Here is a 20,184-nt window from a genome sequence, read left to right as displayed (position 1 = left end):
TCGTGCGGTCCGGGCACGATGGCGCCCGGGATGACTTCTACGCGGATCGCCGGGTCACTCGTCGAAGACGATGACCTGGCGCACGGCCTTTCCGTCGGCGAGCTCGTCCATGGCCTCGTTGATCTCGTCCAGGCGGATCCGGCGGCTGATGAGCCGCTCCACGGGCAGGCGGCCCTCGCGCCACCACTGGGCGAAGGTCGGGATGTCCCGGGCCGGGACGGCCGAGCCCAGGTAGGAGCCGATGACGGTGCGCGCCTCGGCGGTCATGGTGAGCGGGGAGAGCCGTGCCGTCGCGTCGGGGCCGGGAAGGCCGACGGTCACCGTGCGGCCGCCCGGGGCCGTGGCCGCGAACGCGGTCTCGAACGCGCGCGGGTGCCCGGCGCACTCGATGACGTGGGACGCCCTGATGCCCTGCGCGGACACCTCCTCCGGGGTGTAGGCGCGGGTGGCGCCCAGCTCCCGGGCCAGCTCCAGCTTCTCGGGGACCGTGTCGACGGCGATGACGTCGCCGGTCACCTGCGCCGCGGCGGCCAGCAGCGCGGCCATGCCGACACCGCCCAGGCCCACGACCATGACGCTCTCGCCCTCCCCGGCCCGCACCGCGTTGAGCAGCGCGCCGCCGCCGGTGAGCACGGCACAGCCGAGGACCGCCGCGACCTCCGCGGGGACGTCGTCGTCCACGGGGACCAGCGAGGCGCGGTCCACCACGGCGTGGGTCGCGAAGCCGGAGACCCCCAGGTGGTGGTGGACGGTCTCGCCGTCGCGGGTGAGGCGCCGGCCGCCGTTCAGCAGGCGCCCCTCGTTGTTGGCGACGCTGCCCGGCCCGCAGGGGAGGCGGCCGTCGGTGCGGCAGCCGTCGCAGTCACCGCAGCGGGGGAGGAAGGCCATGACGACGCGGCGGCCCACGGCGAGGTCGGTCACCTCGGAGCCGACGGCCTCGACCCGGCCGGCGGCCTCGTGGCCGAGGAGCATGGGGACCGGGCGGACGCGGTTGCCGTCGAGCACCGACAGGTCCGAATGGCACACCCCGGCCGCCTCGATCCGCACCCGCACCTCGGTCGGCCCCGGATCGTCCAGCTCCAGTCGCGTCACGCTGACGGGAGCCGAGCCGGCGTACGGCCGCGGCATCCCGATCCGCTCCAGCACCGCTCCGGTGATCCGCATCGTCGTCCGTCCTTTCTCGTGTGGTCCGCGTACGCCTCAAGACGAGCGGAAGCCCGGTCGGAACCGACATATGCGGCTTGACCAGGCAACTTACAGAAAGTTAACGGGCCGGTGATGTAGCACACGATGTGCTGGAGGCCATTGATCCTCCTACGATGTGTGCATGGAGCACACCATGCGGCGTTCCCGCGAGGACCTGCTGCGCGTCCTGCTCGACACGGCCACCGACCTCGCGGCCCTGCGGGACGTGGAGGCCGTCCTCCAGGCGATCGTCCGCCGTACCCGCGCCGTCGTCGGCGCGGACATGGCCTACATCAGCCTCAACGACCCCGAGCGCGGCGACACCTACATCCGCCAGTCCGACGGCGTCACCACACCCGCGTACCGCGCCCTGCGGATGCCGCTCGGGGTCGGGGTGCTGGGACAGGTGGCCACCGGCCTGGCGCCCTTCCAGACCACCGCGTACCTGGACGACGCCTCGGTCGTACACGACCCCGAGGTGGACGAGATCGTGCGCGCGGAGGCGGTGGAGACGATCATGGGCGCGCCCCTGACGGTCGCGGGGCGCGTGATCGGCGCGCTCATCGTGGCCGAGCGCCGTGCGCGCCGCTTCGGGCCGGAGGAGGTCAGCTGCGTCGAGTCGATCGCCAAGCAGGCCGCGGTGGCGATCGACAACTCGCTGCGCTTCGAGGAGACGGCCCGCCAGGCGGAGCTGTTCAACGCCGAGCACAAGCGCAGCGCCGCCGAGCTGCAACTGGCCACCCGGATCCTGGAACTGGACCGCAGGCTGCTGGACGCGGTCATGGTGTCCCCCGACGTCGGGCGGGTCCTCACCGTGGGGCGGGGAGCGCTCGACGACGACCTGTACCTGCGGGACACCTCGGGCGCGCTGATCGCCACGACCGCGGACCCGGCCGGCGGGGTCCCCGAGTCCGGGACCGCCGTCGCGGTCACCGCGGCGGCCGAGACCCTGGGCAGCCTGCACACGGGGCCGGTCCTGGGCGCGGACGGCAGGGCGCTGCTGGAGAGGGTCGCCGTCCACGCCGCCCTGGCCCTGCTCTTCAGCCGGGCCGAGGAGGACACCGACCTGCGCGGCCAGGACGAGCTGATCGACGACCTCCTCTCCGGGACCGGCCTCCCGCACGACCGGCTGGAGCGGCGGATGCGCCGCTGGGGCCTGCACACCGACGACCGCCTGTGGTGCGTGGCCCTGGACGTGCCCGCCGCGCAGGCGCGGCGGTACCGGCAGGTCCTGCGGTCGGCCCTCGGCCGGACCGTGATGACCGCGCACTCCGACCACCTGTGCCTGGTGACCGCCTCGCCCGACTGGGAGAACAGGCTGCGTACGGCGTTCGCCGGCCAGGGCCGACCGCTGCGGGCCGGTGCGGCGGGCCCGGTCACGGCCCCGGGGGACCTGCCCGACGCGCACCGGCGGGCCTCGCTCGCGCTCGGATCGCTCATCACCCTGGACCGGGACGGGGTGCTCGACGGCGACCGGCTGGGCATGGTCCACGCGATCCTCGACCTGGCCCGTACCGGGGGACTGCCGGAGTCGCTCACCCGCGGCGTCGACCCGCTGCTGGCCTACGACCGGGAGCGGGGCACCGAGCTGGCCCGCACCGCCTTCTACTACCTGGAGACCGACGGCAGCGTCGCCCGGGTGGCCGAGCTGCTGCACCTGCACCGCAACACCGTGCGGCAGCGGCTCACCCGGATCGGCGCCCTGCTCGGCCCGGGCTGGGACGCCTCGCCGCGCCGCCTGGAGACGCACCTGGCGCTCCAGGTGCGCGACGCCCAGGTCGGCCTGCGCCGCCCCGGGGGCACGGCGCGGCGGACGGACCCGGGGACCGCGCCGCCCGGCTGACCCGGGAGCCGCGCCCTCCAGCGCCCTCCCGCGGCCGTGCCGCCCGGCCTCGGCGCCGCCCGGCCTCCGTGCAGGTCGGCACCGCCGGTGGCCTGAATCGTGGGGTACCCGTCATTGACGCCCCCGGGCGCGCGGCGGAAGGCTCGGAGCACGGGACGCGCCGCCCCCGCCGCCGGGGGTCGGCCGACCGCCGCGGCAGGTTCCGGACAACGAGGGAGCGCGCATGACCACCTACGGCATCCTGGTCTTCGACGGGGTCGAGGAACTCGACTTCGCCGGCCCCTGGGAGGTGCTGGCCACCTCGGCCCTGGTGCGGGACCGCGGCGACCGCGTCCTGCTCATCGCGGAGACCGGCGACGCGGTCCGGTGCGCCAAGGGCCTGCGCGTCCTGCCGGACCACGCCTTCGGCGACCACCCCCCGCTGGACGTGCTGGTCGTGCCGGGCGGCGCCGGGGCGCGCACGACGGCGTCGGCGAACCCCGCCGTGACCGGCTGGGTGGCCGCGGCCTCGGCCGCGGCGGACTGGACCGCCTCGGTGTGCACGGGCGCCTACCTCCTGCACGCGGCGGGCCCCGCGCGCGGGCGGCGCGTGGCCACGCACCGTGCCTGGGAGGACGGGCTGGAGGCCCTCGGCGACGTGACCGTGGTCCGCGACGCCCGGTACGTCGTCGACGGGGACCTGGTGACCAGCCAGGGCGTGTCCGCCGGGATCGACATGTCCCTGTGGCTGGTGGGGCGGCTGTACGGGCGCGACCACGCGCGCACCGTGAGCCGGCTGATCCAGTACGAGCCGGCCCCTCCCTACCTCGCCGACGAGCCCCCGCTCCCCGCCGGGGCGGACGCCTCCTGACGCCCGCGCCGCCCGGCCGGGAATCGCGTTGCGGGCGCGGCGGCCGTTCCGGCAGGCTGGGCGCCATGGACGAGAACGGTGCGGACAAGGGGCTGAACCCCGACGGGACGATCGCGCGCGAGGGCGCCATGGACCGTGTGGCCCCGGTGTTCGCCCCGGTGGTCGAGGCCGCCCGGGAGCGGATCACCGCGGCCTACGGGGACGCCCTGCACGGCGTCTACCTGTACGGCAGCATCCCCCGCGGGACGGCCCGGCCGGGCCGCTCCGACCTGGACCTGATGCTGGTGTTCCACGAGCCGCCCACCGGCGCCGACCGGGAGGCGGCCCGGAGGATCGAGGCGGAACTGGACGCCGCCTTCGAGCAGATCGACGGGGCGGGCATCCTGCTGGAGGACGCGGCGGCGGTCCGCGCCGACCCCGACGACAACGGATTCTTCGTCGCCTGCCTGTGCACCCCGATGCTGGGGGCCGACCTCGCCGACGAGCTCCCCGCCTACCGCCCCACCTCCCTGCTGGCCCGGGAGACCAACGGCGACCTGCACCTGTTCCCCGAACGCTGGCGGGCGGCCGCCGACGGCGGGGAGGACCCGCGCGCCGTGGTGCGCCGGGCCGCCCGCAAGACCATCCGCAGCGCGTTCACCCTGGTCATGCCGTACTGGGGCGGCTGGACCAGCGACCTGGAACGCTCGGCGGAGATCGTCGCCCGGTACCACCCGCGCTGGACCGCCGACCTGCGGCGCACCGCCGCCGCGGCCCTGGACCCCGTCCCCGACCGGGGGCTGCTGCGGATGATCACCGACGACCTCGCACCGAGCGTCGCCGAGGAGTACCGCCGGGCCCACGGCGTGAAGACGCCGAGGTGACGGAGGTGACCGGGGCCACGGCCGGTGGGCGTTTCTTCGAGTAGTGTCCGGTTCCGTGAGCCACGTGACCGTTTCCGACGGAACCCGCATCTGGTACGACGTCCTCGGCGAGGGCGACCCCCTCCTGCTCTTCAACGGCCAGGCCCTCGACCACGAGATGTGGGACGGGCCGCACGCCGCCCTGGCCGAACGGCACCGGGTGGTCCGGACGGACTTCCGGGGCACCGGCGGCAGCGACGCCCCGCTCGACTCCCCGTACTCCCTGGACCTGTTCGTCCGGGACGCGCTGGAGGTGCTGGACGCGCTCGACATCGGGCGCGCCCACGTCTACGGGTTCTCGATGGGCGGCAAGGTCGCTCAGCGGATGGCGGCCGCCCACCCCGAGCGCGTGGGGGCCCTGGTCCTGGGCGCCACCGCCCCGGGCGGCCCGAACGAGGTGGAGCGGCCCCGCGAGTCCACCCTGGCCCTGCGCCAGGCGAGCACCGCCGCGGGCGCGCGGAAGATCGGCCCGCTGTTCTACACCCCGCAGTGGGCGGACGCGCACCCGGACACCGTCGCCCGCATCCTGCCGCGCGGCCCGCTGCGCGCCCAGCGCCTGCACTTCGGGGCGAGCTCCGAGCACGACGGCTGGGACCTGCTGCCGGACGTCCAGGCGCCGACGCTGGTCGTCCACGGCGAGGACGACGAGCTCACCCCGGTCGGCAACGCGGTCCTGCTGGCCGAACGCGTCCCGGACGCGCGCCTGCTGGTGCTGCCCGGGCTGCGCCACGGCTACCTGCACGAGGGCGGGCCCAAGGCCACCCGCGAGGTCCTCGACTTCCTCGCCGCCCACCCCCTCTAGCGGACAGCCTCCGCGGCCGCGGCCCGCCCCACGCGGCGGCCCGTCCGCGGACGGCGTCGGCGCCCGTCCGGGGCGAAGGCGTCGCGGCCGTCGGCCCCGGGGGCCTCAGGGGGTCGGGGGCGGCGGCAGGTCGCTGCGCAGCCGGTCCAGCAGGCGCCGGTCCTTCTTGGTGGGCCGTCCCGCGCCCCGGTCGCGGCGGATCACCGGGATCGTCGCCTGCGGCGGGAGCTCGGGGGTGTTGTCCACGTAGCAGCGGACCGCGATCGGCGCGGCCACCCGCTTCTCCAGCACGTGCCCGACCTCCACGATCCGTGTGGTGCCGTGCAGCCGCACCCGCACCTCGTCGCCGACCTTCACCGTGGAGGCGGGCTTGGCCGGGCGGTCGTTGACCCGCACGTGGCCGCCCCGGCAGGCCTGGGCCGCGTCGGAGCGGGTCTTGGTGAGGCGGACGGCCCACAGCCAGCGGTCGACCCGGGTGCTGTCGGGACCGGACGGGAGGGGGACTGCGTCGCTCACGTGTGCGGCTCCTTCGGTTCGGACGGGCTTTCGGGGCGTCATGAGTCACTTTATGGGGACGGCGGTACGAACCACTCCGAAGTCACGCTAGAGTTGTACCTGCAACGAGGTCCTGTGGAGCAGTTAGGAGTGCTCGCCACCCTGTCAAGGTGGAGGCCGCGGGTTCAAATCCCGTCAGGACCGCACGCGAAGGCCCGGTGTCCCAGGACGCCGGGCCTTCACCGTTGTCCGGGGAGGAACACGATGACGTACCGGTACGCGGTCGAGCGCACCGACCACTCGGCGCTCGCGAGCGGCCACGTGCTCCGCTCGGCCCCCGGGTTCCCGGGGTTCCCCGTACGCCTGGCCGACGAGCTCTTCCAGCGGGCCGCGGTGCACACCGGGCTCCCGGCCGTACGGCTGTGGGACCCCTGCTGCGGGAGCGGCTACCTCGCCACCGTCCTGGGCCTGCTGCACCGGGAGCGGATCGCCTCGGTGCGCGCCACCGACGTCGACCCCGACGCGGTGGAGCTGGCCGGGCGCAACCTGCGGCTGCTGACCGCCGAGGGACTGGCCGAGCGCGAGGAGGAGCTGCGCAGGTCGGCCCGCGACTTCGGCCGCCCCTCCTTCGTCGAGCGGGCGGAGGACGCCCGCGGACTGGCGCGGGGACTGGCCCGGGCCGGGGGCGACCTGCCGCACGAGGCGGCCGTCGCCGACGTGTTCTCCGACCCCGGACCGGTGGCCGCCGACCTGGTCGTCACCGACGTCCCCTACGGCGAGATGACCGCCTGGGCGGGCGAGGCGCCAGGGGAGGACCCGGTGGGCGCCCTGCTCGCCTCGCTGGGCCGGGCCCTGCCCCCCGGGGCCGTCATCGTCGTGACGGCCCGCACGCGCCGGGTCCCCCTGCCCGAGGGTGTGCGCGCCCTGGAGCGGGTCAGGGTCGGCGTCCGGGCGGCGGTGCTGGTGCGCGCCCGGGACGTCGCCTGAGCCCGCGTCAGCCCGACGCCTCCTTGAACGCCCGCGAGGTGTACAGGCCCACCGCCAGCGCCACCAGGGCCAGCAGCACGAAGCCGATGGTGTAGGCGCCCGTCGCCTGGTAGATCACGCCCATCACCAGCGGCGGGAAGTACCCGCCCAGCCCGCCGGCCGCGCCGACCAGGCCGGTCACGGTGCCCACCCGGGACGGCTCCACCAGCTTGGCCACCAGCGCGAACACACCGCCGGTGCCCAGGCCCAGGGTGATCGCGATGAGCACGAACGACACCCCGGCCGGGAACTCCGCCGGCGGGTGCAGGGCCAGGATGACGGCGCACGCCGCGGTGCCGAAGAACGAGATCAGGCACACCTTCACCGCGCCGATGCGGTCCGAGAGGATGCCGCCCGCCGGCCGCGCCGCCACCGCCGCGACGGCGAACCCGGCGGTGCGCATGCCCGCGTCCGACTGCAGGTAGTCGTAGGACAGCGTCAGCAGCGTCGGCAGGTAGGTGGAGAAGGCCACGAAGCCGCCGAAGGCCACCGCGTACAGCAGCGACGCCTGCCAGGTGGCCCTGAGCCGCATGGCCTCGCGCATGCGCGGCAGCGAGGGCCCGGTGCGCGGGGTCCACCCGGGCGCGTTGCGGCAGAAGAACCACATGACCGCGCCCATCACGGCGAGCGCCGCGCACATCAGCAGGTGGGTGGTGAACAGCCCCACCGCCTCGACCAGGCGCGGGGTGAGGAACGCCGACAGCGCCGTGCCGCCCATGCCCGCGCCGAACACGCCGGTGGCGAACCCGCGTCGGTTCGCGTCGTACCAGGCGTTGACGAACGGGATGCCGACCGCGAACGACGTGCCCGCGACCCCCAGGAAGAAGCCCCACAGCAGCAGCATCCCGAACGACCCGCCGGACAGGCCGACCAGGAACGTCGGGACGATGCTGACGAGGCAGACCGCCGTGAACATCACCCGACCGCCGTAGCGGTCGGTGAGCGCCCCGACGGGGATGCGCCCCAGCGAGCCCACCAGGACGGGGAACGCCACCAGGAGGGACGTCTGCGTCGGGGACAGCCCCAGGTTCTCCGAGTAGGTCTTGGACAGCGGTGCGATGAGGTTCCACGCCCAGAACGTCAGCGCGAACGCGGCAGTGGCCAGGGCGAGGTTGCCGCCCGCCGTACCGGAACGCGTCGCCCGTCGCCCGACTTCCGCTCGCATGGCGGCTCCCCGTCTTTCGGCACCGATCTCGGCGATTCGAATGGATCTGCCGCGATTGTCGCCCGAACCGGTGTGGGAAGCGTGACTTTCCGAGCCGAACAGGCATATTCATTAACGGAATGTGGCGGGTGCGGGAAGTGCGCTGTTGAACGGGGTGTCATCTTCATGGCGGCAAATGGCAAAGCGAGCGACTCGCTGCTCCGCCTCGGTACCTACCTGACCGGATCGGAGTCCCTGGACGGGAACCGCGCCCAGGTCAGAAAGGGTGGCCGTGAAGGTGACGTCTTCTACCGGGACCGCTGGAGCCACGACCGCGTCGTGCGTTCCACGCACGGTGTCAACTGCACGGGTTCCTGTTCTTGGGATGTCTATGTAAAAGACGGGATCATCACTTGGGAAACCCAGGCGACCGATTATCCGTCGGTGGGTCCCGACCGCCCCGAATACGAGCCCCGGGGCTGTCCGCGCGGTGCCGCCTTCTCCTGGTACACCTATTCGCCGACCCGCGTCCGCTACCCCTACGTGCGGGGGGTGCTGGCCGAGATGTACCGGGAGGCGAAGGGCCGGCTGGGCGACCCGGTCGCGGCCTGGGAGGAGATCACCACCGACCCCGCCAAGCGCCGCCGCTACCAGCGGGCCCGCGGCAAGGGCGGCCTGGTGCGCACCACCTGGGCGGAGGCGCTGGAGATCGCGGCCGCCTCGCACGTGCTGACGATCAAGCGCTACGGCCCGGACCGGATCGCGGGCTTCTCGCCCATCCCGGCGATGTCGATGGTCTCCCACGGGGCGGGCGCCCGGTTCGTCAACCTGGTCGGCGGCTCCATGCTGTCGTTCTACGACTGGTACGCCGACCTGCCGGTGGCGTCACCGCAGGTGTTCGGCGACCAGACCGACGTCCCCGAGTCGGGGGACTGGTGGGACGCCGCCTACCTGGTGCTGTGGGGCTCCAACGTGCCGGTCACCCGCACGCCGGACGCGCACTGGATGGCGGAGGCCCGCTACCGGGGCCAGAAGGTCGTGGTGGTCTCCCCGGACTACAGCGACGCCACCAAGTTCGCCGACGAGTGGCTGGCCCCGCACCCGGGCACCGACGGGGCGCTGGCCATGGCGATGGGCCACGTCATCCTCAGGGAGCGGTTCGTCGACGCGACCGTCGACCGGTTCGACTCCTACGCGCGCACCTACACCGACCTGCCGTTCCTGGTGGAGGTCGAGGAGAGGGACGGGCGCCGGGTACCGGGCAAGTTCCTCACCGCGGCCGACCTGCCGGGCGCCGAGGGCGTCGCCAACGCCGACTTCAAGCCCGTCGTGTGGCCGCGCGGGGAGGACGCCCCCTACGCGCCCAACGGGACCCTCGGGCACCGGTGGGGCGAGGACGGCGTCGGCAAGTGGAACCTGCGCCTGGAGGGGCGGGTCCCGGAGCTGACCTTCTACGAGGAGGGCGCCGAGGCCGTCGAGATCGCCCTGACCCGGTTCGACACCCCCACCGGAGAGGCCGGCGTCCTCACCCGGGGCGTGCCGGTCCGCCGGGTGGGCGGACGCCTGGTCACCACCGTGTTCGACCTGGTCCTGGCCCAGTACGGGGTGGGGCGGTCGGGCCTGCCCGGCACCTGGCCCACCGGCTACGACGACGCCTCCCAGCCCTGCACCCCCGCCTGGCAGGCCGAGCTGACCGGGGTCCCGGCCGAGCGGGCCGAGCGGATCGCCCGCGAGTTCGCCGACACCGCCGAGGCGAGCGGGGGCCGCGCCATGATCATCCTGGGCGCGGGCACCAACCAGTGGTTCCACGGTGAGAACGCCTATCGGGCCTTCCTGGCGCTGCTGCTGCTCACCGGCTGCCAGGGGGTCAACGGCGGCGGCTGGGCGCACTACGTCGGCCAGGAGAAGTGCCGTACCGCCACGGGCTGGGCGGCCTACGCCTCCGGCACGGACTGGTCGCGCCCGCCCCGGTTCATGGCCGGGACCTCCTACTGGTACACGCACACCGACCAGTGGCGCTACGACACCTACCGGGCCGACGCCCTCACCACGCCGCTGGGACCGGGGAGGCTGCGGGGCCGCCATACCGCGGACCTGGTGGCGGCCTCGGCGCGGATGGGGTGGATGCCGTCCTTCCCCACGTTCAACCGCAACCCCGTCCACCTGGGCAAGGAGGCGGCCGAGCTGGGCAGGGACCCCGCCGAGTACGTGGCCGACCAGCTGGCCGAGGGGACGCTGCGGTTCGCGGCGGAGGACCCCGACGACCCGGCGAACTGGCCCAGGACCCTCACCGTCTGGCGGTCCAACCTGTTCGGCTCCTCGGCCAAGGGCAACGAGTACTTCCTCAGGCACCTGCTGGGCACCCACTCCAACCTCCGGGCCGAGCCCGCGGGCCCCGGCGACCGGCCGGCCGAGGTGACCTGGCGCGACGAGATCCCCGAGGGCAAGCTCGACCTGCTGCTGTCCATGGACTTCCGGATGACCAGTACCACGCTGCTGTCCGACATCGTGCTCCCGGCCGCGACCTGGTACGAGAAGCACGACCTGTCCACCACGGACATGCACCCCTACGTGCACGCGTTCAACCCGGCGATCGACCCGCCCTGGGAGGCCCGGACCGACTTCGCGATCTTCCAGGAGCTGGCCAAGGCGTTCAGCACCCTGGCCGCCGAGCACCTGGGGGAGGTCACCGACCTGGTCGCGGTCCCGCACCAGCACGACACACCCGGGGAGCTCGCCCAGCCGCACGGGGTCCCGACGGACTGGAAGGCCGAGGGCGTGCGCCCCGTCCCGGGGCGCACCATGCCCGGCATCGTCGCGGTGCGCCGCAACTACTCGGCGATCGCCCAGAAGATGGCGGCGCTGGGCCCGCTCGCCGAGACCAAGGGGCTGCCGGTCAAGGGCGTGTCCTTCACCCCCGACGAGGAGGTGGAGTGGCTGCGGGAGCGCAACGGCACGGTGCACGGCGGGGTCGCGGACGGCCGCCCCGCCCTGGACACCGACGTCAAGGTGTGCGAGATGATCCTCGCCCTGTCGGGGACCAGCAACGGCCGGCTGGCCGCCCAGGGGTTCGAGCGGCTCGCGGAGCGCACCGGCACCGACATGGACGAGCTCATCGCCCACTCCGCCGAGCGGCGCGTGGTGTTCGCCGACGCCCGCACCGGTCCGACGCCCGTGGGCACCAGCCCCGAGTGGTCCGGCAAGGAGTCGAGCGACCGCCGGTACTCGCCGTTCACGATCAACCTGGAGCACGACAAGCCCTGGCACACCCTCACCGGGCGCCAGCACTTCTACCTCGACCACGACTGGATGCACGAGTTCGGCGAGGCGCTGCCGGTGTACCGGCCGCCGCTGGACATCTCCCGGCTGTTCGGGGAGCCCCGGATCGGGCCTACCGGCCGGCGCGAGGTGGTCGTGCGCTACCTGACCCCGCACTCCAAGTGGTCCATCCACTCCGAGTACCAGGACAACCTGCTCATGCAGACCCTGTCCCGGGGCGGCCCCACGATCTGGATGAGCACGGCCGACGCCGAGGCCATCGGCGCCGCCGACAACGACTGGGTCGAGGCGGTCAACCGCAACGGCGTGGTCGCCGCCCGCCTGGTGGTCTCGCACCGCATGCCCACCGGGACGGTGTACATGTACCACGCCCAGGAGCGGACCATCGACGTGCCCCTGACCGAGACGACGGGCCGCCGCGGCGGCATCCACAACTCGCTCACCCGGCTGCTGGTCAAGCCCACCCACCTCATCGGCGGGTACGCGCAGTTCACGTACGCCTTCAACTACCTCGGACCGACCGGCAACCAGCGCGACGAGGTCACCGTCGTGCGCAAAAGGACGACGGAGGTGCGTTACCGGTGAGCACCGCGCAGGGGAGCGCCGGGGAGCGGGCGGGACGGCGGCCCGTCGGGCGCGTCATGGCGCAGGTCGCCATGGTCATGAACCTCGACAAGTGCATCGGCTGCCACACCTGCTCGGTCACCTGCAAGCAGGCGTGGACCAACCGCAGCGGTGTGGAGTACGCCTGGTTCAACAACGTCGAGACCCGGCCCGGCCAGGGGTACCCGCGCACCTACCAGGACCAGGAGAAGTGGCGGGGCGGCTGGGTGCGCACCCCCCGGGGGCGCCTGGTGCCGCGGGCGGGAGGGCGGCTCAAACGGCTGGCGACGATCTTCGCCAACCCGGTGATGCCCTCCATCCACGACTACTACGAGCCCTGGACCTACGACTACGACACGCTCCTCAGCGCGCCGCTGGGCGATGACTTCCCGGTCGCCTCGCCGCGTTCGGCGCTCACCGGCGACCCCATGCCGGTCACCTGGAGCGCCAACTGGGACGACGACCTGGCGGGCGGGCCGGAACTGGCCCGGCACGACCCGATCGTGAAGAAGCTCGGGGACAGGGTGAGGTTCTCCTACGAGGAGACCTTCATGTTCTACCTGCCGCGCATCTGCGAGCACTGCCTCAACCCGTCGTGCGTGGCCACCTGCCCCAGCGGCGCCCTGTACAAGCGGGCCGAGGACGGCATCGTGCTGGTGGACCAGGACCGCTGCCGGGGCTGGCGGATGTGCGTCACCGGCTGCCCGTACAAGAAGATCTACTTCAACCACAAGACCGGCAAGGCCGAGAAGTGCACGTTCTGCTACCCCCGGGTCGAGGTGGGCATGCCGACGGTGTGCTCCGAGACCTGTGTGGGGCGGCTGCGCTACCTGGGGGTCGTCCTCTACGACGCGGACCGGGTGGGGGAGGCCGCCGCCGTGGAGGACGAGAAGGAGCTCTACCGGGCCCAGCTGGACGTGTTCCTCGACCCCGACGACCCGGCGGTGCGCGCCGCCGCCGCCCGCGACGGCATCCCGGACCGGTGGGTGGAGTCGGCGTCCCGGTCGCCGGTGTACGCGCTGGCCAAGCGGTTCGGGGTGGCGCTGCCGCTGCACCCGGAGTACCGCACCATGCCGATGGTCTGGTACGTGCCGCCGCTGTCGCCGGTGGTGGACACGCTCACCTCGACCGGGCACGACGGCGAGGACGCCGGCAACCTGTTCGGCGCCATCGACGCGCTGCGGATCCCCGTGGAGTACCTGGCCGAGCTGTTCACGGCGGGCGACCCGGAACCGGTGCGGCTGGTGCTGCGCCGGCTGGCCGCCATGCGCTCGTACATGCGCCGGATCAACCTCGGCCGGGAGCGCGACGCGTCCATCGCCGAGGCGGTGGGCATGAGCGGCCGCGACATCGAGGACATGTACCGCCTGATGGCACTGGCCAAGTACGACGAGCGCTACGTCATCCCCACGGCCTACGGGGTGGACGACGCCGACCGGGGGGTCATCGACGAGATCGGGTGCAGCCTCGACTTCGAGGGCGGCCCCGGCATGGGCGGGATGGGCGGGGTGCCGTTCGGCGAGGCGTCCGGGCGCCCCGACGCGGCCTCGGTCGAGACCTTCCACGCGCTGTCGGACCGGCAGTCCAGCGACGAGCACACCACCAAGAGGGGGAGGGTGAACCTCCTCAACTGGGACGGGAACGGCCGGCCCGACGGGCTCTTCCCGCCCCGTGCAGGCGACCACGACACCGACGGCGGAGGCGGCTCCGGCCGCCCCGCGTGAGGGGGTTGCAATGAGCACCACCACCGACAGGACCGGGTCAGAGGGGACCGCGCCGGCGTCCGGGCGGGAGAGGACGGGCTGGCTCGGAGCCGGCCGGTCCGCACGGCGGGTGCACCGCAGGGCGGTCACCCACCAGGCGGCGTCCATCCTGCTCGGCTACCCCGACCAGGCGTTCTTCGAGCGGCTGCCGCTGGTGGCCCTGGCGGTCGCGGAACTGCCCCGCGGGACCGTGCGCGAGGCCCTGCACGAGTTCTGCGAGCACGCCTGCGCCACACCCGAGCTGGAGCTGTGCGCCCACTACGTCGACGTCTTCGACCTGCGCCGGCGCAGGTCGCTGTACATGACCTACTACACCGACGGGGACACCCGGCGGCGCGGCCACTCCCTGGCCGAGATCAAGGCGGTCTACCGGGAGGCGGGCTGGGAGGTCCTCCCCGGCGAGCTGCCCGACCACCTGGCCGTGCTGCTGGAGTTCGCCGCCCGCGGCTCCGACTCCCGGGGGGAGGAGCTGCTGCTGCGGTTCCGGCCGGGGCTGGACCTGCTGGCCCGGGCCCTGGAGGAGTACGGGACGCCGTACGCGCGTGTGGTGGACGCGGTCCTCCAGACCCTGCCGCCGCAGCGCGCGGCCGACCGGGAGGCGGCGGACCGGCTGGTCGCGCAGGGGCCGCCCGCCGAGGACGTCGGGCTGGAGCCCTACGGGGTGCGCAACCCGCTGCCGGTGGTGGACACGGGCGCCGGGCCGGGCGGTTGCGGGGACGGGGGCCGCGGCCCGGTGCCGCACCCGCGCGCGGCCCGGGACGGGGAGGCCCGGTGAGCGGGTACGGCGGGGCCGACCTCTTCCTGTGGGGGATCCTCCCCTACGTCGTGCTCGTCATCGTGGTGGGCGGCCTGGTCTGGCGGTTCCGCTACGACCGGTTCGGGTGGACCACGCGGTCCTCGGAGCTGTACGAGTCGCGGCTGCTGCGCATCGGCAGCCCGCTGTTCCACTTCGGCCTGCTGGTGGTGATCGTCGGCCACGTGGTCGGCCTGCTCGTCCCGGAGTCCTGGACGCGTGCGCTGGGGGTCTCCGACACCCTGTACCACGTGACCGCGCTGTCCCTGGGGCTGGTCGCCGGGGTGTGCACGCTCGCCGGGGTGGCGCTGCTGGTGTGGCGCCGCCGCACCACCGGGCCGGTGTTCAGCGCCACCACCGCCAACGACAAGGTCATGTACCTGGTGCTGGTGCTGGCGATCCTCACCGGGCTGGGCATGACGGTGTACTTCGCCGGGGTGGAGGTCGCGGGCGGGCACTCGCAGGACTACCGGGAGACGGTGTCGCCGTGGTTCCGGTCCATCTGGATCCTCAGCCCGGACATCGCGGCCATGGCCGCGGCGGAGCTCCCGTACCGGGTGCACGCGCTGATGGGGCTGGCGCTGTTCGCGCTGCTGCCGTTCACGCGCCTGGTGCACATGTTCAGCGCGCCGGTGGGATACCTCTTCCGGCCGTACGTGCTGTACCGCACCCGGGACGTGCACGCGGGCGGGGCCGGGCAGGCCGAGCGCGCCGGCCGCCGCGGCTGGTGACCGCGGGGCCGGAGCACGGCCCCGCGGGCTTTCGAGGAGGAGGCCGAGCATGGAGATCTTTCCGGCGTTCCCGCTCCAGGAGTGGGACGACACCAAGCAGACCATCCACCGGTTCGAGCAGATCGTCGGCAAGGTGCGGCTGCACCACAGCCCGCGGCGCAACCACTGGTGGAACGTGCCGTTCCACCTGACGGGGAGCGGGGTCACGACGCGGCCGATGGGGCTGTCCGACGGCAACCCGGTCTTCACGGTGGACTTCGACTTCGTGCGGCACCGGCTGGTCGCCGCGACGGTGGACGGGAAGGAGGCGTCGTTCCCGCTCCAGGGGCAGAGCGTGGCGACGTTCTACCTGGCGCTGCAGTCGGCGCTGGACTCGCTGGGGGTCGACGGGAGCATCCCCCACGCCACGCCGTTCGACCTGCCGGACCACGGGCGGCCGTTCTCGCAGGACACCGAACACGCCGCCTACGACCCGGACAAGGCGCTGAAGTACTGGCAGGTGCTGAGCCGGGTGAACCTGGTGCTGGAGGAGTTCGCCTCCGGGTTCTCCGGCAAGACCAGCCCGGTGCACCACTTCTGGCACACCTTCGACATCGCGGTCACCCGGTTCTCGCCGGAGCCGGTGCGCCAGCCCCGGGAGGCCGGGGGCCTGGTGCGCGAGGCGTACTCGCGGGAGGTGGTGAGCTCCGGTTTCTGGTTCGGCGACGACAAGACCCCCGAGCCGTGCTTCTACTCCTACACCGCGCCGGAGCCGGAGGGGCTGACGGAGCAGCGCCTGCGGCCGGCCGCCGCCGAGTGGGTGGAGAGCGGGTCGGGGCACCTGGCGCTGTACCGGTACGCGGACGCGCGCAAGGAGGCGGACCCGGTCGGGTCGGTGCTCGAGTTCCTGGAGAGCGCGTACCTGGCGGGGGCCACCCTGGCCGGGTGGGACGTCGCGGGGCTGGCGTGCCCGCAGGGGATCACCGACCCCTACGCGGGCGGGCGCACCGGGGACTGAGCGGGTCCGGGGCCCGGCGCCGGGGCGTGCCCGCAGGAGGGGCGGGGTGTGGGCGGGGGGTCCGAGTGGGAAAGTGGCATTCGTGAGGTGTGCGCACCGGGCGCGCACGGACGAGGGAGAGCCATGGACCTGACGGTCGTCGACGTGCCGGACCGTTCGCGGTACGAGGTCAGCGTCGATGGGAAGGTGGTCGGCTTCTCGGCCTACCACCGCCTGGAGGACGGGGTGCTGGCGCTTCCCCACGTGGAGGTGGACCCCGTCCACCAGGGGCGCGGGGTGGCGGCCGAGCTCATGCGCCGGTCGCTGGACGACGTGCGGGCCAAGGGGCTGAAGGTCATGCCGGTCTGCCCCTACGCGCAGGCGTACATCGCCAAGAACGAGGAGTACGCCGACCTCGTGCAGTGAACGGGAACGCCCACCCGGCAGGGGATACCGGGATGAGGGGGACGCGCGGGCGCTTTCGTGATTTTCCGTCCATGTGATTGCATCCGTGTTCTTTCGGTCACGGCGAATGACCGCTAGTGTTCTGGGTCACAGTGGCGGTCATTGTGTTCGAGAGGGAGCCCCCCATGTCCATCGTCTCCATCGAGCCCGCCACCGCCGAGCGGTGGGACGACCTGGAGAACCTGTTCGGGCCGACCGGAGCCTACGGGCACTGCTGGTGCACCTTCTTCCGCAGGCGGGCCAAGGACTACACGGAGAGCACCACGTGCGAGCGGTCCAGGCGGGGTGCGGACAACAAGGAGGAGCTGCGCAGGCTCACGCTCGACGGCCGGATCCCGGGCCTGCTGGCCTACGACGAGGAGGGCCCCTGCGGCTGGGTGTCGGTGGCGCCCCGCGGCGACTACATCCGGCTGTCCCGGTCCCGGACGCTGCGCCCCGCCGACCCGGGCGAGCCCGGGGTGTGGTCCCTGGTGTGCTTCTGGCTGCCGCCGCGGCGCCGCCGCCGCGGGATGGGCGGCCGCCTGCTGGACGGGGCGATCGAGTACGCCCGGGCGCAGGGGGCGCGGGTGCTGGAGGCCTACCCGGTGGACACGGCCGGCGGCCGGGCGCCCAGCGCCGAGGTGTACGCCGGAACGGTGGAGATGTTCCGGCGGGCCGGTTTCACGCTGGCGGACCACCACACCAGTGAACGGATCATCGCCCGGCTGGAGCTGAAGCAGGAGTAGCCCCCGGGGGTGCTCGCACGGGGGCCCGGGCCGTGCCCGAGGCCCCCTTCCTTTGCCCACCCGGTACCCCCCTGGGGTAATGTGCGGAGGGACACGTTCATCGCGGGCGGTTCCGCTTGACGAATTCATACCCCCTAGGGGTATAGTCGGTCGTGCTGGGACAGTCGCACGTCACTACAGGAGGCGAAATGGCCACCACGACCACCGCTGTTTACACCGTCGACGGCATGAGCTGCGGCCACTGTGTCAACTCCATCACCCAGGAGGTCGGCACGGTCGCCGGCGTCACCGACGTCCAGGTGGACCTGGGCTCCAAGAAGGTGACCGTCACCGGCGAGGGCGCCGTGGACGACGCCGCCGTGCGCGCCGCCATCGACGAGGTGCGCGACTGAGACGCGGACGGCCACGGAGCCGGGGCGCGGCGCCCGCGGCCTCGTGGCCGGAGCCGGCCCGCGGGCCGGACCCGTATCCCGCCGAAGGAGGGGGACAGGACGGATGAGCGCACCGGTCGCACCGGTCGAGCTGGCGATCGGCGGCATGACCTGTGCCGCCTGCGCCAACCGTGTCGAGAAGCGCCTCAACAGGCTGGACGGCGTCACCGCCACCGTCAACTTCGCCACCGAGAAGGCCAGGGTCTCCTTCGACGGCGAGCCCCTGGCGGTGGAGGAGCTGATCGCCCAGGTCGAGAAGGCCGGGTACACCGCCGAGGTGCCCCGCCCTCCCCGGACCGGGCCGGAGCCCGGCTCCGAGCCGGACGACCCGGCCCGGCCGCTGCGCGACCGGGCCGCCGTCTCCCTCCTGCTGTCGGTGCCGGTCATCGCGATGGCGATGGTCCCCGCGCTCCAGTTCACCTACTGGCAGTGGGCCTCGCTCGCGCTGGCCGCCCCGGTCGTCGTGTGGGGCGCGCTGCCCTTCCACGTCGCCGCCTGGAAGAACCTCAGGCTCGGCACCGCCACCATGGACACCCTGGTCTCGCTGGGTGTCTCCGCCGCGTTCCTGTGGTCCCTGTACGCGCTGTTCCTCGGCTCCGCGGGCGAGCCGGGCATGACGCACCCGTTCGAGCTCACCATCGCCCGCACCGACGGCTCCGCCAACATCTACCTGGAGGTCGCCGCCGGGGTCACCTCCTTCATCCTCCTGGGCAAGTACTTCGAGGCCCGGTCCAAGCGCCGGGCCGGCGCCGCCCTGCGCGCCCTCATGGAGCTGGGAGCCAAGGAGGCGGCCGTCCTGCGCGGTGACCGCGAGGTCGCCGTGCCCGTGGACCGGCTCGTGGTGGGCGACCGGTTCGTGGTGCGGCCCGGTGAGAAGGTCGCCACCGACGGGACCGTGGAGGAGGGCACCTCCGCCGTCGACATGAGCATGCTCACCGGCGAGTCCGTGCCGGTCGAGGTCGGCCCCGGCGACGCCGTGGTGGGTGCCACCGTCAACGCCGGCGGACGCCTGGTCGTGCGCGCCTCCCGTGTCGGATCCGACACACGGCTCGCGCAGATGGCCCGCCTGGTCGAGGACGCGCAGAACGGCAAGGCCGAGGTCCAGCGCCTCGCCGACCGGGTCTCGGGGGTCTTCGTCCCCGTCGCCATCATGATCGCCGTCGCCACCCTCGGCTTCTGGATCGGTGTCGGAGAACCCGCCACCGCCGCCTTCACCGCGGCGGTCGCGGTGCTCATCATCGCCTGCCCCTGCGCCCTGGGCCTGGCCACGCCGATGGCCCTCATGGTCGGCACCGGACGCGGCGCCCGGATGGGCATCCTCATCAAGGGCCCGGAGGTCCTGGAGACCACCCGCGGCATCGACACGGTCGTGTTGGACAAGACCGGCACCGTCACCACCGGCACCATGGCGCTGGTGGAGGTCGTCGCCGCCGAGGGCGAGGACGGAGACGAGGTGCTGCGGCTGGCCGGGGCGCTGGAGAACGCCTCCGAGCACCCCATCGCCAAAGCCGTCGCCACCGCGGCCGCCGCCCGCGGTACCCTGCCGGTCCCCGAGGACTTCGCCAACGTCGAGGGCCTGGGCGTGCAGGGCGTCGTCGACGGCCGCACCGTCCTGGTGGGCCGTCCCGCGCTGCTCGGGGAGCGGTCACAGCCGCTGGGCGAGGACCTCGTCCAGGCGGTGAAGGAGGCCCGGAACCAGGGCCGCACCGCCGTCGCCGTCGGCTGGGACGGCGCCGCCCGGGGTGTTCTCGTGGTCTCCGACACCGTCAAGCCCACCAGCGCCCAGGCCGTCGAGCAGTTCCGCGCCCTGGGTCTGACCCCGATCCTGTTGACCGGTGACAACGAGGCCGTGGCCCGGACGGTGGCCGACGAGGTGGGCATCGAGGAGGTCATCGCCGAGGTCATGCCCCGGGACAAGGTCGCGGTGGTCGAACGCCTCCAGGCCGAGGGACGCACCGTGGCCATGGTCGGCGACGGCGTCAACGACGCCGCCGCCCTGGCCCGCGCCGACCTGGGCCTGGCCATGGGCACCGGCACCGACGTCGCCATCGAGGCATCCGACCTCACCCTCGTGCGCGGCGACCTGCGAGCCGCCGCCGACGCCATCCGCCTCTCCCGCCGCACCCTCAACACCATCAAGGGCAACCTCTTCTGGGCCTTCGCCTACAACG

17 protein-coding genes and 1 tRNA gene are annotated in these 20,184 nt (G+C 73.4%); 15 read left to right on the top strand and 3 right to left on the bottom strand.

Features of this window, described 5'->3' with window-relative positions; all coding sequences use genetic code 11:
* Window positions 1-54: 54 nt before the first annotated feature.
* A complete protein-coding gene (locus ACFVNO_RS24955) occupies window positions 55-1,164 on the bottom strand; it encodes an alcohol dehydrogenase catalytic domain-containing protein (protein WP_355267342.1) in 1,110 nt (369 codons plus the stop codon).
* 163 nt (window positions 1,165-1,327) lie between these two features.
* Between ACFVNO_RS24955 and ACFVNO_RS24950 the strand changes: the two genes are divergently transcribed.
* The 4 genes from ACFVNO_RS24950 to ACFVNO_RS24935 all read left to right on the top strand — a co-directional run bounded on the left by ACFVNO_RS24950 (window position 1,328) and on the right by ACFVNO_RS24935 (window position 5,582).
* Window positions 1,328-3,028: a helix-turn-helix domain-containing protein gene (locus tag ACFVNO_RS24950; protein ID WP_355267345.1), complete on the top strand. Its 1,701-nt coding sequence runs from the start codon at window positions 1,328-1,330 to the stop codon at window positions 3,026-3,028.
* Window positions 3,029-3,251: 223 nt separating this feature from the next.
* The gene (locus ACFVNO_RS24945; protein WP_355267348.1) at window positions 3,252-3,878 is read left to right on the top strand and encodes a DJ-1/PfpI family protein; all 627 of its coding nucleotides are present in this window, start codon (window positions 3,252-3,254) and stop codon (window positions 3,876-3,878) included.
* 65 nt (window positions 3,879-3,943) lie between these two features.
* Complete coding sequence (locus ACFVNO_RS24940) at window positions 3,944-4,741, top strand: nucleotidyltransferase domain-containing protein (RefSeq protein ID WP_378896065.1); 798 nt, start codon at window positions 3,944-3,946, stop codon at window positions 4,739-4,741.
* 43 nt (window positions 4,742-4,784) lie between these two features.
* The gene (locus ACFVNO_RS24935; RefSeq protein ID WP_370634609.1) at window positions 4,785-5,582 is read left to right on the top strand and encodes an alpha/beta fold hydrolase; all 798 of its coding nucleotides are present in this window, start codon (window positions 4,785-4,787) and stop codon (window positions 5,580-5,582) included.
* Window positions 5,583-5,687: 105 nt separating this feature from the next.
* Here the strand turns inward: ACFVNO_RS24935 and ACFVNO_RS24930 are convergent, their stop codons facing one another.
* Window positions 5,688-6,140, bottom strand: a complete 453-nt coding sequence (locus ACFVNO_RS24930; RefSeq protein WP_378896063.1) for an RNA-binding S4 domain-containing protein — start codon at window positions 6,138-6,140, stop codon at window positions 5,688-5,690.
* A gap of 66 nt (window positions 6,141-6,206) precedes the next feature.
* Here ACFVNO_RS24930 and ACFVNO_RS24925 point away from each other — a divergent pair.
* Window positions 6,207-6,281: transfer RNA gene (locus ACFVNO_RS24925), tRNA-Asp, on the top strand.
* Window positions 6,282-6,341: 60 nt separating this feature from the next.
* Window positions 6,342-7,064, top strand: coding sequence for an rRNA methyltransferase (locus tag ACFVNO_RS24920; protein WP_220563604.1), 723 nt, complete (start codon window positions 6,342-6,344; stop codon window positions 7,062-7,064).
* A gap of 7 nt (window positions 7,065-7,071) precedes the next feature.
* Here the strand turns inward: ACFVNO_RS24920 and ACFVNO_RS24915 are convergent, their stop codons facing one another.
* The gene (locus ACFVNO_RS24915) at window positions 7,072-8,268 is read right to left on the bottom strand and encodes an MFS transporter (protein ID WP_355267359.1); all 1,197 of its coding nucleotides are present in this window, start codon (window positions 8,266-8,268) and stop codon (window positions 7,072-7,074) included.
* A gap of 165 nt (window positions 8,269-8,433) precedes the next feature.
* Between ACFVNO_RS24915 and ACFVNO_RS24910 the strand changes: the two genes are divergently transcribed.
* The 9 genes from ACFVNO_RS24910 to ACFVNO_RS24870 form a co-directional block, all read left to right on the top strand.
* Window positions 8,434-12,111 (top strand): nitrate reductase subunit alpha, encoded by a 3,678-nt coding sequence (locus ACFVNO_RS24910; RefSeq protein WP_378896060.1) that lies wholly within the window; start codon window positions 8,434-8,436, stop codon window positions 12,109-12,111.
* Window positions 12,112-12,167: 56 nt separating this feature from the next.
* Entirely contained in the window at window positions 12,168-13,853 is a 1,686-nt protein-coding gene (gene narH, locus ACFVNO_RS24905) for a nitrate reductase subunit beta (protein ID WP_355267388.1), read from the top strand.
* Between the two features lie 10 nt (window positions 13,854-13,863).
* Window positions 13,864-14,667 carry a nitrate reductase molybdenum cofactor assembly chaperone gene (narJ, locus tag ACFVNO_RS24900; protein WP_378896058.1) on the top strand — a complete coding sequence of 268 codons (804 nt, stop codon included), beginning with the start codon at window positions 13,864-13,866 and terminating at the stop codon, window positions 14,665-14,667.
* Window positions 14,664-15,416 carry a respiratory nitrate reductase subunit gamma gene (narI, locus tag ACFVNO_RS24895; RefSeq protein WP_355267368.1) on the top strand — a complete coding sequence of 251 codons (753 nt, stop codon included), beginning with the start codon at window positions 14,664-14,666 and terminating at the stop codon, window positions 15,414-15,416. The genes narJ and narI overlap by 4 nt, the downstream gene beginning before the upstream one ends.
* A 49-nt stretch (window positions 15,417-15,465) precedes the next feature.
* Window positions 15,466-16,413, top strand: a complete 948-nt coding sequence (locus ACFVNO_RS24890; RefSeq protein ID WP_355267371.1) for a DUF5996 family protein — start codon at window positions 15,466-15,468, stop codon at window positions 16,411-16,413.
* 123 nt (window positions 16,414-16,536) lie between these two features.
* Entirely contained in the window at window positions 16,537-16,818 is a 282-nt protein-coding gene (locus ACFVNO_RS24885; RefSeq protein WP_220563598.1) for a GNAT family N-acetyltransferase, read from the top strand.
* Window positions 16,819-16,982: 164 nt separating this feature from the next.
* Window positions 16,983-17,582, top strand: a complete 600-nt coding sequence (locus tag ACFVNO_RS24880) for a GNAT family N-acetyltransferase (RefSeq protein ID WP_378896055.1) — start codon at window positions 16,983-16,985, stop codon at window positions 17,580-17,582.
* Between the two features lie 188 nt (window positions 17,583-17,770).
* On the top strand, window positions 17,771-17,974 hold the full coding sequence (locus tag ACFVNO_RS24875) for a heavy-metal-associated domain-containing protein (RefSeq protein ID WP_378896053.1): 204 nt from the start codon (window positions 17,771-17,773) through the stop codon (window positions 17,972-17,974).
* Between the two features lie 103 nt (window positions 17,975-18,077).
* A partial coding sequence (locus ACFVNO_RS24870; protein ID WP_378896051.1) for a heavy metal translocating P-type ATPase occupies window positions 18,078-20,184 on the top strand: 2,107 nt, incomplete at its 3' end.

Source organism: Nocardiopsis sp. NPDC057823 (assembly GCF_042797335.1).
GTDB classification, from domain to species: Bacteria; Actinomycetota; Actinomycetes; order Streptosporangiales; family Streptosporangiaceae; genus Nocardiopsis; species Nocardiopsis changdeensis.
The sequence above is the reverse complement of the archived record's forward strand: the minus strand, read 5'-3'. Positions and strand labels throughout refer to the sequence as shown.

Bases quoted from the DNA above. Each gene is read 5' to 3' on its own strand.
- ACFVNO_RS24955 (WP_355267342.1), bottom strand. From the start codon at position 1,164: ATGCGGATCACCGGAGCGGTGCTGGAGCGGATCGGGATGCCGCGGCCG.
- ACFVNO_RS24950 (WP_355267345.1), top strand. From the start codon at position 1,328: ATGGAGCACACCATGCGGCGTTCCCGCGAGGACCTGCTGCGCGTCCTG.
- ACFVNO_RS24945 (WP_355267348.1), top strand. From the start codon at position 3,252: ATGACCACCTACGGCATCCTGGTCTTCGACGGGGTCGAGGAACTCGAC.
- ACFVNO_RS24940 (WP_378896065.1), top strand. From the start codon at position 3,944: ATGGACGAGAACGGTGCGGACAAGGGGCTGAACCCCGACGGGACGATC.
- ACFVNO_RS24930 (WP_378896063.1), bottom strand. From the start codon at position 6,140: ATGACGCCCCGAAAGCCCGTCCGAACCGAAGGAGCCGCACACGTGAGC.
- ACFVNO_RS24920 (WP_220563604.1), top strand. From the start codon at position 6,342: ATGACGTACCGGTACGCGGTCGAGCGCACCGACCACTCGGCGCTCGCG.
- ACFVNO_RS24915 (WP_355267359.1), bottom strand. From the start codon at position 8,268: ATGCGAGCGGAAGTCGGGCGACGGGCGACGCGTTCCGGTACGGCGGGC.
- ACFVNO_RS24910 (WP_378896060.1), top strand. From the start codon at position 8,434: ATGGCGGCAAATGGCAAAGCGAGCGACTCGCTGCTCCGCCTCGGTACC.
- narH (WP_355267388.1), top strand. From the start codon at position 12,168: ATGGCGCAGGTCGCCATGGTCATGAACCTCGACAAGTGCATCGGCTGC.
- narJ (WP_378896058.1), top strand. From the start codon at position 13,864: ATGAGCACCACCACCGACAGGACCGGGTCAGAGGGGACCGCGCCGGCG.
- ACFVNO_RS24890 (WP_355267371.1), top strand. From the start codon at position 15,466: ATGGAGATCTTTCCGGCGTTCCCGCTCCAGGAGTGGGACGACACCAAG.
- ACFVNO_RS24885 (WP_220563598.1), top strand. From the start codon at position 16,537: ATGGACCTGACGGTCGTCGACGTGCCGGACCGTTCGCGGTACGAGGTC.
- ACFVNO_RS24880 (WP_378896055.1), top strand. From the start codon at position 16,983: ATGTCCATCGTCTCCATCGAGCCCGCCACCGCCGAGCGGTGGGACGAC.
- ACFVNO_RS24875 (WP_378896053.1), top strand. From the start codon at position 17,771: ATGGCCACCACGACCACCGCTGTTTACACCGTCGACGGCATGAGCTGC.